This window comes from Chitinophaga eiseniae, assembly GCF_012641265.1.
Lineage (GTDB): Bacteria > Bacteroidota > Bacteroidia > Chitinophagales > Chitinophagaceae > Chitinophaga > Chitinophaga eiseniae_A.
In genome coordinates this window covers 86,547-99,189 of record NZ_JABAHZ010000001.1, presented here as the reverse complement: position 1 = coordinate 99,189, position 12,643 = coordinate 86,547, and the positions used below count along the sequence as shown (strand labels likewise).

The 12,643-nt window shown below is 48.3% G+C and carries 13 protein-coding genes and 1 riboswitch; of the genes, 3 read left to right on the top strand and 10 right to left on the bottom strand.

Going from position 1 to position 12,643, the window contains the following annotated elements; genetic code table 11:
- Window positions 1-3 precede the first annotated feature (3 nt).
- A complete protein-coding gene (locus HGH91_RS00405; protein ID WP_168736498.1) occupies window positions 4-324 on the bottom strand; it encodes a NirD/YgiW/YdeI family stress tolerance protein in 321 nt (106 codons plus the stop codon).
- A gap of 100 nt (window positions 325-424) precedes the next feature.
- On the opposite strand from HGH91_RS00405, the gene HGH91_RS00400 reads away from it, so the two are divergent.
- Entirely contained in the window at window positions 425-1,636 is a 1,212-nt protein-coding gene (locus tag HGH91_RS00400) for a dicarboxylate/amino acid:cation symporter (protein ID WP_168736497.1), read from the top strand.
- Here the strand turns inward: HGH91_RS00400 and HGH91_RS00395 are convergent.
- The 3 genes from HGH91_RS00395 to HGH91_RS00385 form a co-directional block, all read right to left on the bottom strand.
- Window positions 1,587-2,765, bottom strand: a complete 1,179-nt coding sequence (locus tag HGH91_RS00395; RefSeq protein WP_168736496.1) for a trans-sulfuration enzyme family protein — start codon at window positions 2,763-2,765, stop codon at window positions 1,587-1,589. The genes HGH91_RS00400 and HGH91_RS00395 overlap by 50 nt on opposite strands.
- 153 nt (window positions 2,766-2,918) lie before the next feature.
- A riboswitch (SAM riboswitch) is annotated at window positions 2,919-3,029 on the bottom strand.
- A gap of 71 nt (window positions 3,030-3,100) precedes the next feature.
- Window positions 3,101-4,036: an NAD-dependent epimerase/dehydratase family protein gene (locus HGH91_RS00390; protein ID WP_168736495.1), complete on the bottom strand. Its 936-nt coding sequence runs from the start codon at window positions 4,034-4,036 to the stop codon at window positions 3,101-3,103.
- A 59-nt stretch (window positions 4,037-4,095) separates the two neighbouring features.
- Window positions 4,096-5,328 (bottom strand): YdcF family protein, encoded by a 1,233-nt coding sequence (locus HGH91_RS00385; RefSeq protein WP_168736494.1) that lies wholly within the window; start codon window positions 5,326-5,328, stop codon window positions 4,096-4,098.
- 302 nt (window positions 5,329-5,630) lie between these two features.
- On the opposite strand from HGH91_RS00385, the gene HGH91_RS00380 reads away from it, so the two are divergent.
- Both HGH91_RS00380 and HGH91_RS00375 read left to right on the top strand, forming a co-directional pair.
- Window positions 5,631-7,745, top strand: a complete 2,115-nt coding sequence (locus HGH91_RS00380; protein ID WP_168736493.1) for an ATP-binding protein — start codon at window positions 5,631-5,633, stop codon at window positions 7,743-7,745.
- An 8-nt stretch (window positions 7,746-7,753) separates the two neighbouring features.
- A complete protein-coding gene (locus HGH91_RS00375) occupies window positions 7,754-8,446 on the top strand; it encodes a uracil-DNA glycosylase family protein (RefSeq protein ID WP_168736492.1) in 693 nt (230 codons plus the stop codon).
- A gap of 18 nt (window positions 8,447-8,464) precedes the next feature.
- Here HGH91_RS00375 and HGH91_RS00370 read toward each other — a convergent pair whose 3' ends face one another.
- The 6 genes from HGH91_RS00370 to HGH91_RS00345 form a co-directional block, all read right to left on the bottom strand.
- On the bottom strand, window positions 8,465-8,680 hold the full coding sequence (locus HGH91_RS00370; RefSeq protein WP_168736491.1) for a hypothetical protein: 216 nt from the start codon (window positions 8,678-8,680) through the stop codon (window positions 8,465-8,467).
- Window positions 8,681-8,727: 47 nt separating this feature from the next.
- Window positions 8,728-9,012, bottom strand: a complete 285-nt coding sequence (locus HGH91_RS00365) for a DUF6881 domain-containing protein (RefSeq protein ID WP_168736490.1) — start codon at window positions 9,010-9,012, stop codon at window positions 8,728-8,730.
- A 3-nt stretch (window positions 9,013-9,015) separates the two neighbouring features.
- Window positions 9,016-9,231, bottom strand: a complete 216-nt coding sequence (locus tag HGH91_RS00360; protein WP_168736489.1) for a hypothetical protein — start codon at window positions 9,229-9,231, stop codon at window positions 9,016-9,018.
- Between the two features lie 292 nt (window positions 9,232-9,523).
- Window positions 9,524-10,357: an SDR family NAD(P)-dependent oxidoreductase gene (locus HGH91_RS00355; RefSeq protein WP_168736488.1), complete on the bottom strand. Its 834-nt coding sequence runs from the start codon at window positions 10,355-10,357 to the stop codon at window positions 9,524-9,526.
- A gap of 320 nt (window positions 10,358-10,677) precedes the next feature.
- Window positions 10,678-11,634: an adenosylcobinamide-phosphate synthase CbiB gene (gene cbiB / locus HGH91_RS00350; RefSeq protein ID WP_168736487.1), complete on the bottom strand. Its 957-nt coding sequence runs from the start codon at window positions 11,632-11,634 to the stop codon at window positions 10,678-10,680.
- Window positions 11,619-12,641, bottom strand: a complete 1,023-nt coding sequence (locus HGH91_RS00345) for a pyridoxal phosphate-dependent aminotransferase (RefSeq protein WP_168736486.1) — start codon at window positions 12,639-12,641, stop codon at window positions 11,619-11,621. The genes cbiB and HGH91_RS00345 overlap by 16 nt, the downstream gene beginning before the upstream one ends.
- Window positions 12,642-12,643 lie beyond the last annotated feature (2 nt).

Below are 12,643 nucleotides of genomic sequence, written 5' to 3'. Positions count from 1 at the left end.
CCGTTAATTAATTGGCTGGTTAACCGTTAATGTAATGGGTTTATCCATTTCATATTCTACCCATACTTTAATGGTCACCGCTTCCCGATCGCTCAGCGGGCGTCCGGGTAGGAATTTGGGTGGTACATTTACGTGAATTTCTGCGGTCCGGTCTTCAAACACGTAGTTATTGTTATTCAACTTTTTGGTAAAGTAGCCGATGAGCTGCACAGTAGTGCTATCGTTATGCAGCCGGCGGGCATTGCGCATTACCTCTCCCACAGTATAAGTTTTATCCTGCACCAGGGCAAAGGGAAGCAACAAACCCAACAACCAGCTTTTCATAGTACTAAAATTAGTATACAAATTTCATTAAACAATAATCAGCCCTGATTGTTCACGGATCAATTACATTTGGTTAACTTGTACCCTATAAACTTCAGGCATGGGATTTTTCAAGACGTACCGCAGCATGTTTACGCTGCTGGCCGGCATTATAGCAGGTAGTATTGCAGGGCTTATATTCGGTGAAAAAGTTGTTGTGATAAAGCCCATCGCCGACATATTCCTGAACCTTTTATTTACTGCCATTATACCGCTGGTATTTTTCTGTATTGCCAGCGCCATCGCCCATATTGAAGCCGGTAATAAGCTGGGGCGTATACTGGGCGTGATGTCGCTGGTATTCCTGTCTACCGTTCTTCTCTCTGCTTTCTTAACCATTGTAGCGGTATGGATTTTCCCGATACATCAACAGGTAACGCTGAGTCATGATATCAACCTGGAACAGCCGGGCAACTGGGGAGACCAGGTCGTTAAACTCCTTACTGTAAATGAGTTCTACGAGATACTGTCCCGCAAAAACATGTTGCCGTTTATTATATTTTCGGGCATCACCGGTTTGGCGGCTATGCGCGCAGGCGAGCGTGGTAGAGCATTCCGGCAGTTTTTGCATTCCGGCAACGAGGTAATGAAAGATGTGCTCATTGTAATTATGCGTCTGGGCCCTGTTGGCTTAGGGGCTTACTTCGCTTACCAGGTGGGCACTGTAGGCCCAAAATTGTTTGGCACCTACGCGCATTCCCTGGGTATCTATTATGGCTTCGGCTCCTTGTACTTTCTTGTTGGCTTCACCTTATACGCCTTCATTGCCGGTGGTATGCCGGGTATCCGCATCTTCTGGAAAAATAATATTATACCTACGCTTACTGCAGTGGGCACCGGTAGCAGCATTGCTACCATTCCCGCCAATCTCAACGCGGTAAAAGCGATGGGCGTACCTGAGGATATAGGCGGCGTGGTAGTTCCCCTGGGAGCCACCCTGCATAAAGATGGCTCCAGTATTTCTTCTATTATCAAGATGGCGGTGGTATTTGCCATGTTTGGCAAGAGCTTCGATGGACCGGGCATTATCCTCATGGCGCTCGGTGTTACCGTCATTGCCAGCATTGTAGAAGGCGGTATCCCCAATGGGGGTTATATTGGGGAGATGCTGGTGATGAGCATCTACGGCTTCCCGATAGAAGCCTTGCCCCCACTGATGATTATCGGTACCCTTGTAGATCCGTTGGCCACCATTCTCAATGCCACAGGCGATAATGTAGCCGCTATGCTGACAACGCGGTTTCTTCGCGGGCGGTCGCCGGCAGTTTCTTAAACGCCTGTTCCAGGTCGGCCAGCAGGTCGGCTGTTTCTTCCAGCCCTACCGACAACCGGATGAGGCTATCGCTTACACCCGCTGCCTTTCTCTTTTCAGCAGGAATAGATTTATGGGTCATGGCCGCAGGGTGACAGACCAGGCTCTTAATACCGCCCAGGCTTTCCGCCAGTTTGAAGTAGTGCGTACCTGTTACGAAAGCGGTAGCTGCTTCGGTGGTATCGTCTTTGAGTGTGAAAGAAATGATTCCTCCAAATCCTTTGCTCTGCTGCTTTGCCAGCTCATGCCCCGGATGCGACGGTAGCCCCGGGTAAAATACTTTTTCTACGGCAGGATGTTGCTCCAGGTATTCGGCCAATGCCTGTGCGTTGATGCCATGCTGTTTGATGCGCAGTGGCAGGGTTTCTATGCCCCTGATCAGGAGGAAGCTGTCGAACGGCGAAAGAATAGCACCACAGGCATTTTGGTAGAACTTAATTTCCTCGCCCAGTTGCGGCGTTTTTGAGATGACCACGCCGGCAATCAGGTCGCTATGGCCACCGAGGTATTTGGTGGCGCTGTGTATGACCAGGTCGGCGCCCAATTGCAACGGCTTTTGCAGTATAGGGGAAGCAAAGGTATTATCGACGCAAAACAGGCAGTTATGCGCTTTGGCAATGCGCCCTATCGCTGCAATATCAGAGATCTTCAGCGTTGGGTTGGTAGGCGTTTCCAGCCAGATAAGGCGGGTGGCCGGTGTAATGGCATTGAATACCGCCTGTGTATCGGAAGTATCTACATATTTTACTTTGATACCAAATTTTTCATACACCTTATGAAACAGGCGGAAAGCGCCGCCATAGATATCGTCTACGGCTACGATTTCATCGCCTGACTTTAACAGTTTGATCACTGCATCGATGGCAGCGAGGCCACTGGCAAAGGCGGAAGCAGCGGCGCCGCCTTCGAGTTGAGCGATAATTTTTTCGGCTGCTTCCCGGGTAGGATTGTTAGACCGGGCATAGTCATATCCCTTGTTAATGCCGGGTGCGTCCTGTACAAAAGTAGATGTTTGATAGATAGGTACAGCAATAGCGCCTGTTTGCGGGTCTACCGGGATAGAATGGATCAGTTGGGTGATAGTGCTCATCTTCATTTGATTTTTAGTTTGATGAAAAATTGATTAAACAGGTCCGGTTAAATGAGCGTATCAAGAAGTGGTGGGCAGGTACAAAAAAAAACTCACCTGGATGCCAGATGAGTTTTTACATTATATGATAATGCGATTAAAAACATGTAATCTGACTTATCTTTCCCCGCTAAAAGCGGGGATGGATGCAGCACCTTTCTCGCTTTCGCGCGATGGTTGCTAAGGATTCGCAGGGCCATTTCCCTCCTCCTTTCTTGATAAGCTATTTAAAGAACTGGTGCAAAGATAGGGCAGAAAATTTAATTACCAAATTTATTTCCTACAAAATTAGTAGACTATTGTTTTGCCAGTGTTAAACGTATACCTTCTTCATAAGGCGTAGGTTTAACATGAAAATGATTTTCAAATTTTGATGAATCCAATATATAGGGATAGTTGTTCTGGTAAAGCATTTCCTTCAGTTCCCGGATGGTAGGATCAAACAATCCCGAGATGGTGAGCATAAAGCCGCCCAGCTTCATGTACCTGGGTTTCACACCCATTTGCGCGGCAATCATCTGCATATAACCTTTGCCATCGGGCGCAGGGTTGGCCGTAGGGAGATGCCACACCTGGTTCCAGGAGCTGTCATCCTGCGACAACAGGTAAAGTCCTTTGGCGGCATCCGGAGTAAAGGTATAGCTATGTGTGAGAGTATCTTTTCCCAGCCACATAGCCGAGCTTTTATTTTTGAATTTGTCGATGATAAGGAGGTTAAGGAAACCGGTTTTATCGGCGCCCGGACCGTAGAAATCCGCTGCCCTGGCAATGGTAGCAGTGATATTCCCCGCTTTTACTTCATTCATTAATTGAGTGGCAACAGCCGCGCGTACCTGGCCTTTTTTGCTGCTGGGCTGATACGGGGTATCTTCTTTCATAGGACCGTTTACTAACCCGTACGAGTATACGTTGTCGAAGAAGATCAGTTTAGCGCCGGTAGCTTTACAAGCTGCTATAACATTATTCATGATCCGGGGCCATGCATCGGACCATACTTTAATGTCATATTTGAGTCCCGCCGTGAGGAATACTACGGCGCTTCCTTTCACAGCATTGAGTGTTTGCGCGGCATCCGTGATATCTGCAGATACCAGGTCGGTAATACCGGCAATGGATTGAGGGGAGCGACTTACGAGGCGTACCCTTTTCTGGTTGCTGACCAGTGTGGAGGCCAGTTCATTGGCAATAATACCTCCTGCGCCGAGGATGGTATACAAAGGTGACTCAGACATAAATGATAATTGTAGATGTAAGTAAGACGAACAAGTGATTAAAATATTGCGTGCACCGGTCAGGGATCCAGCGGATCCATGGCGTTAGCCTGCAGGGAGCGGAGATCAGGCATAAATGACAAAAAGTAAAGGTCTGTTTGCTGGATATCCGCTACCGGCACATAACCCAGCTCGGTATTACAACGTTGTGCAAACACGGGGCTGTTTACATACACGAGGTGCATAGCATCAGATACACACAACATGCGCTTATCGACCGGCATACCGCTTCTCCACGCCAGGCGCACGGCGTTGCGTAAATTGGTGGTGGTATGCCGCGCATAGGGGTCTACCAGCACCGCAGATGCGGGGATTTTCAATTCTTCCACCAGGTACTTTTTCATTTCCACTCCTTCTGAAAACGTGGTGAACACTGGTCTCACATGACCTCCGGATACGATAATGAAGGGCACCTGCCCTTTGCGGTATAATTCGGCGCCCATACGGCAGCGGTTTTTACCGATTTCGCTGATGCGCTCCGTCGCTTTGGGGCTGGCGCCCAGGATCACCATGGCCGGGTACATATATTTACTCCAATCGGTTTTCTTTATCTGCTTCCAGGCGGCGGCATTGAGTGCCGACAAGGGCTCATAACGGATGGCTTCTTCGCGCCGGTTGAGGGTGAGCAAGCCCAGTGCCAGTCGCAGAGAGGGTTGAAAGAAAAGGGTGTTCTTCTCTCCTGCTTTCCCTGCTAATCGCTGTACAGCGTTCTTATACGCCCGCGCCTCTACGTAAAATGCAGCGGAATCGATGGTGGGATAACGCTGTCCCTTTCCTGTCGTATAACCGTTAATGATATAGTTGATACCGTTGGCGGCATCTTTCCACGCTGCTTCCAGCAGTTCATGATCGCCTTTGCCGGCATACAGTTGAAACAGTCCGCTGGCACGCATTTCACGAAACAAGGGCGCCATTTGCTCCGGATATTGCCGCGATAAACGCAGCAACGCGCTTGTTACGTCCCGGATGGCGTCGTCCGAAAACAGCAACGCTTCGGCGGGTGTTTCCTTACTCACAGGATGGGCTATACGTTCCTGGCAGTTAACCAGTATATGCTGCAGGGCACTGTCTTTCTCCAGCGGTGCAGACAGGCCTGGTAAACGTTCCATCAGCGTAAAAAGGTAGAAATTCCTATCCTGCAACAAGGACGGTCCGGCAATAAACCGGTAGTGCGGATCTGGTGCGCTGGGTTGACTATAAACGGCTGGTAAGAAAATGAATAACAGCAGGATGTTTATTAAGCAGATTCTCATAAGACGCATGGAAATGATATTACTACCGCAATAATAATACAAAAACACGCCTGAATTTTGCCTGACTAAAAGATATCTAAAATTTATTATACCAACGGTAACCAGGCGGGAAGTTTGGCCTTTATTATATAAAAAACATTAATGCATTAAATATATTAATATATAGCCAATTCAACCGAAAATACATACCCATATTCATTGTTTTCAATTGATAATCTATTAGTTATGGAAAATAAAATCATCTATTTTCGTTCTTTGGCCGGGAAAGCCACTCCTGCCAGCGCAATCATTATAATGTAACAATGTACAAATTACCCGAAAAAAAGACGTTTACCCGTTACGTAGTGTTAACCATCATGGTACTGGTGCTAATGACATTTTTCATGATCTTTTTTCTAAAGAAAAAGGAATCAACACAACTAGGTATCGTCGTAAAACATCTCGTTGCCACCAAAGCCGATGTTGGTCACATTGACCAGGCCGTACAGCTATTGTATGCCGCCGATAATAATTTCCGCATCTATACCCTTACTTATGACCGCAAATACCTGCACACCTATATATCGCAACTAAATGGTATTACCGCGCACCTGGACAGCGCCCTGACTTCGGAAAAGGATGAGCAGCAACTGGAAGTCCTGATGGCCGACAAAGCCCGGAAATCATCCCTGTTCCTGGAAACACGGCAATATGTAGACTCTCTCCTGCAGTTGTCGCAGGTATGGGACACTACTGATGTCCCTTCCCCCGAAAAGCAGTTAAGCCAGATTAAACTTCCGCAAATAAAACCGGCAGCAGATACGATGGTCACCACCCACGTAGCCAGCACCCGGGGTAAGAAAAAGCTGTTTGGCCGCCTGAAAGATGCGATCAGCAATAAGTCCGGCGTTCAGCAAACCAATCGCCAGGTAACCATTGTGCAGCGTGATACCGGCAGCAACCGGGCATTTACCAAAGAGCAACTGAAAAAGATACAGGATACCTATGCTAACTTTTTAAAGAATGCCACGGAAAGTCACAACAAGCTGAAACAAAAAGAGTATGCCCTGGTGGTGGCCAATGAACGCCTGTTTTCCGAGCTGCTCCACCTGATGGCCACATTAAAACAAAACATTACAACGGAAACGGACAAACGCCGGCTACAGCTGGGACAGGATATCGACCATTCGCTATACCGGCTCGATAAGCATAACTCCTGGGAGATTCCTTTGATACTCCTGATGGTGGGCATTGTGATCTATGGCATTATCCGCCTGTACCGGTACGACCTTGCTTTGTTAAAGGCCAAGCAACAGGCCGAAACGTTTGCGCAGCAAAAAAGCGATTTTGCAGCTACAGTGAGCCACGAGATCCGCACGCCCGTGCAGTCGATACTTGGGTTTTCATCCCAGCTGGAACGGGACCAGTCACCCGAAAACATATCCGCCCTGCGTCATTCGGCACAGATGCTGTTGCAGGTCGTCAATAACGTATTGGACTACACGCAGATGGAAAGCGTTACGCCCGTGTTGCGCCAGGAAAAATTTGCGCCCCGCACTACCATTGAAGAGGTATGCCAGGCCTTGTCTATCCAGGCCGAGATGAAGTCGCTGCCCCTGGTCGTCAACATCTATTTCCCCAGCACCTTACAGGTGATAGGCGACGATTTCCGGCTGAAACAGGTATTGATCAACCTGGTAGCGAACGCCATTAAGTTTACCGAAAAAGGGAACATTACCGTTACCGCGCATATGCGTGACAACAACCTGTTACAGGTAAGTGTAAAAGATACTGGTCCTGGTATTTCCCATAAAGAATTACCTTTGTTATTCAACGCTTTCTCCCAGGGAAATAACCATCATCATAAAGGAAGCGGATTGGGATTACACATTACAAAGAAAATCATCGATCTGCATAACGGTAAAATTCATGTGGAGAGCCTTCCAGGTAAAGGCACCACTTTTTATTTTGAAATCAGGTATCAGGCGATGCCCCCATCTCCGGCTACCAAAAAAATTATTGTCCCCGTGAGTAATACACCTACCAATGCCACCATTCCTGCAGGAATCCGATTACTGGTGGTAGAAGACAGTATCCTTAACCAGAAACTGTTGGCACTGATGCTCAACAGGATGCAGGCCTCTTTCCATATTGTTTCTTCTGCAGAAGAAGCCCTGGAAGTATACCAACGCGAAGCCTTCGATTTTATCCTTACCGACATCGATCTTCCCGGTATCGACGGGCTGATGCTCACCGCCATGATCCGTGAACTTCCCGACAAGAAAAAGGCCAGCGTCACGATTATCGCCATTACCGGCAACGTGATGGAAGATGATATTTCGCTGTACTTACGGTCAGGGCTAAACGATTATATTATGAAGCCTTACCGCGAAGAAGATATCCTGGAAAAAATAACCAGGCATCACCAAATGGTCTAAATTGCAGCATGACTATCGCCGATCAGATTATTAACTTCAACAGCCATCTGCATTTTCCTGGTAAGTTACCTCCCGGTATCCGTGTCATGAATCCTTTTAAAGAGGGTCCCGGCATTATGGATATTATGACGCAGTTTTATAAAAAGTTTTACGACGATAAAAAGCCCCGGCAGCTGATCATGGGCATCAACCCCGGCCGGCTGGGCTCCGGCGCTACCGGTGTACCTTTTACAGATACTAAAAGGATGTGGGAGAAGTGTGGTATAGAAATCCAGGGGCTGAAAACCCATGAACCCTCTTCTGTATTTATATATGACGTGATTGATGCCTATGGCGGCGTTAAGAAGTTCTACCAGCAATTTTATATCAGCTCAGTATGCCCATTAGGGTTTACCGCTATACAGCCCGGGGGCAAGGAAATCAACTATAATTATTACGATAGTGCCGCGCTGACAAAAGCCGCCTACGACTTCATTATAAAAAGCCTGAAAGAACAGCTGGAATGGAATATCAGCCGGGAAGTCTGTTATGTGATGGGAACAGGCAAGAATGCAGCTTTTTTGCAGGCGCTGAACGACAAGGAACACTTTTTCAAAAAAGTGGTTCCGCTGGAACACCCCAGGTTTGTGATGCAGTATAAATCCAAAACCAAGGCCGTTTATATCGACAAATACCTGCAGGCATTTGCCGACTTCGCCTGACCCCAGATTGTGGATTTATTACGCTGTTTGCCTGGCAATTTGTTCCGCAATATTGTTCAGCAGTTGCATATCCAACCGGTGTCCGCTGTCGGTAGCACCGGGCGCCCGCACATATCCGTCTTCATCTTTTTCCATAGCAACCTCCTCCCCGTCTATATCCACCAGGAAACGCCCAAGAGTACAAGGTCTTACATAAAACCGTCCGCCGGTTGTTTTAATCATAAATGCATTCATAAGATCCCCTTTTAAGAGATCTTAACGCAAATCGCAGACCAGCAACGTCAGGACAAAAAATTAAAATATTTGTTCCAGATCCCTTCAAATTCGGCAGCTGAAATCTGTTCAGAGACAAGCTGGGTATCTGCCGAAAATTCTTCTATCTCGGGTATTACCAGGCCAGATAAAGCGGTGCCGCCAAAATGAAACTGGGGACTGGCAATGCCAAAGCTGCCATCCGGGTATATCTCTATTTTCCGGCTTTCCTGGCGCTGTGCGTCGATTTCGCTGTACAGGAGTTCGGGTTCATCTTTAAAAGGATAAAGCCAGGATATCTTGAGGTATTCCATCGCTTACATTTTTACCAACCGGCAGTCCCAGGTATCTTTAGGTTGTTCCTGTACCGGGTCGGGAGTTACTACCCCCGTTATCTGGTAGATATTTCCTTCTTCATGTAAACGGTCGCCTATCTGTGGCGTCAGCGAGTCCTTAAACCGGATAGTGGCAAGGATACCGAAAGATTTATAGCTATGGATTTTCAGGATGTTCGCAGATCTTACGGGTGTCATAAATGCAACCTTTTTGCGATTGTGAGTCCGGTAGAGGGAGAACATCAGCCAGATTGCTATGGCAAACAGGCTAAGTAACAGGAGATTCACGGCTTTTTTTCAGGTTTAGGTAGTGATCAATATATGGTTGAATACGCCTCTCCGTTGGCATAGTAACTGGCAGAGGTCTTACAATATAGCGATTTTAATATATGTAAACAATTATTTTTATTTTTCCGGAGATGCGTACCGCGGTATTCCTGCGCTTTTCCCGGTACACCGGCCTGTGGATGCGCAACTGGCGGAAAACTGCCTATACCTGTTTGGAGGGCTGATTAAAAATCAGCAGTGGATCATCGTAGGTAAAAGTATAGCCCAGCTTATTTCTCAGTTTACTGGATCCCACTATTTTATAGGGTTGTTCTTCAGCGGGCATGCGCCGGGGTAATTGCAGTCCTATGGCCTGTGCAGCAGCCTTGTAGTAGGCGCAGCGCAACGGATGCCGGGTAGCGCAGGCATTGAATACTTCTCCCCAGGCCTCTTTCTCAATCACCATTTGGATAACGCCAATGCAGTCGTCCCGGTGAATGACGTTCATCGGTTGTTCGTTTACCCGCTTCCCTTCCAGCAACCGGCGTTCGTCTGGTACCCGGTCGTAACCGATCAGGCCTCCGAAACGTAGTACCGTGGTTTCAAATACGGGCGATTCCATCAACAGGGCCTCCACCGCTCTTAACGCCTGTCCATTGAGGGTATCCGGCATTTCTTCATTGTCTTCCGTCACCAACCCGTTGATATCGGCATATACGGAGGTAGAACTCACAAATAACACTCTACGGATAGCGGTTGTTTCAACAAAACTACGCAGCAGGGCTATTTCGGCGATATGTGCTTCTTTTCCTCTTTCCTTGCGGGGCGGGATATTTACAACAAGGATATCCGCATCCCAGAATGCATCGGGCCCGGACAACACCTCTTCAGACAACACTATTTCATAGGCCTCCAGTCCCAGCGCTTCCAGCTCCCTGACGCCGGCAGCCGATGTTCTGGCTCCTTTTACGCCATAACCTGCCGCCTGCAGGTGCAGGGCTAGTGGTTTTCCGAGCCAGCCGCAGCTTAAAACACTGATCTTAGTTTGTTGAATCATATCACTACTTTACGTTTACACTACACGTTATACGGCCAGGAGTACCAATTTCCACCGGATTTCCTACCCGTAAACAACCTACCCGGGAGGTGGCCGCGAAGATAAAAACATTTGACGGCATCTCCCCAAATCCGTCGAATATATAAAATATCGCCGCGGATATAGGTTCCACCCGATATCTGTGAATGATTCCTGTTACCTTGCATCCGTATTTAAGCAGCACTTTCGCCACCAGGGCATTTAGCCGGCCTCTCATCACTGTTTATACCCCCAATTTTGAAGACTGTGAAAATCCCTGTCTGGCGTGCCCCTGCAAAATATCACCCAGCCTGTTGTGCATGCCACAGCAGGTAGTATTTTATGGCGGCGATACAAATCACCACCGTAAAGGTTACCGCATGATTCAGGAGCGCTACGGTCCGGAATTCTTCATGGGCAATACTGCGGTCATTTTCCCCGATATACGGTTTTTCTACCAGCTTCCCCTGGTAAGTGTTAGGGCCACCGAAACGGCAGTCGAGAATGCCGGCTAATGCTGCTTCGGGGTATCCTGCATTGGGACTGGTATGTGCAGCGCTATACTTTATGACGAAATGCCAGGCACGGCTGCTGCCATACAAAATGATCATCAACAGGGCCGTTAGGCGCGCAGGAATGTAATTGGCTACATCATCCAGTCGCGCGGCAAAGCGTCCGAAATACAGGTATTTTTCATTCTTATAGCCAATCATGGAATCGAGGGTATTGATCATTTTATACATCATCATACCCGGGAGTCCCAGCACCGCATAAAAGCATAACGGCGCCACTACCCCATCGCTCAGGTTTTCCGACATCGATTCCATCACTGCTATCCGCACCTGGTTAGGCGTTAGTTCAGCGGTATCTCTTCCTACAATCCGCGACAGGCGCTGGCGGCCAGCTTCCACTCCTTTGTATTGCAGGACATCAAATACTTCCCGGCCCTCCTTCAGCAGGCTTTTATTGGCCAACGCAAAAAAGACGAAAATGGTGCTAAAACTGTAATAAGCCAGGGGCCAGGGCGTCAGGGCTCTCTGCATACCGTAAAAAAAGAAATATACCGCAGTGCAACTGGTAACCGTCAATAAAGCTCCTTTCCAGAAACGGGCGCCTCCTTTATTCAGCCATCGTGTGCCATAATGAATCAGTTTACCATAGCCTTTTACCGGGTGCGGCCAGCTTTGGGGATCTCCTAATATAAGATCCAGCAGATACCCTAACAGTAATGGCAATACGAATTTCAGTATAAGGTCCATTGGCGCAAAGCAGTAGTCAGTAATGTATTGTCGGCAACGCTGCGGCAGGCAACACGGCAATGGCCCTGTTCCAATCCATAAAAATTGGTCGCATCACGAATAAGAATGCCATGATTTTCGAGCAGCCAGGCCTTCAGCCCCGCGGCAGTGCCCGTCAATGTTTCAAAAAGAAAATAGTGCGTATGTGTGGGCCAGACCTTGAACTCCGGCATTTTCCGGATGCTTTCACGGAGCTGGTAAGTTTGTTCCAGCAAGGTATCTGTTGGCAGCTGGAACTGCCCAGGATGCGCTACAATGTAGTAGCCGGCTTCCAGTGCCAGGCTGTTGACCGACCAGGGCATTCTATACGCCCGCACCCGGTCTACCAGCTGTTTCCGGCCGGCAAGATAACCCAGTCTCAAGCCAGGAATACAGCAGGTTTTGGTAAGGGAACGTATCACCAGCACATTCGGCAGACGGTGCAGGTGTGGCACCATGGTGGCCGCATCACGGGTGAATTGGATATAGGCTTCATCAATGACGAAAATGGTGTGTTTATTCAGCTTTACCAGGTGTTGCAACGATTGTTCATCGAATGCATGCCCGGTTGGATTGTTGGGGTTACAGATAAATACCATGTCCGTTATAAAAACGGTGTCCCGGGTCAGTTTGTCCCAGAACAGGTATTGTACCTGGTGACGATATAGCTTGCAGGCGTCGGCATATTCGGCGAAGGTAGGCGCTATGATGGTAGCGGTGGCCCCGGTAAAGGCCTGCGCTACGAGGTAAATAGCTTCCGTACCGCCGTTGGTGACCATAACGGTCCCGGGAGCCAGGCCGGCTTGTTTCTCCAGCAGGGTTTGTAATTTCACACCTCCTGCATCCGGATAATGGTCTATGTCGCCTACCTTGCCGGCAAGATGCGCTTTCAACCCTTCGGATAAGCCTCCATACCAGACATTGGAGCTGAAGTCGGCTTTGATGGGCCGGTCAAACAGGTAGCCATCGTCCCCGTGTCCTTGTATCATAA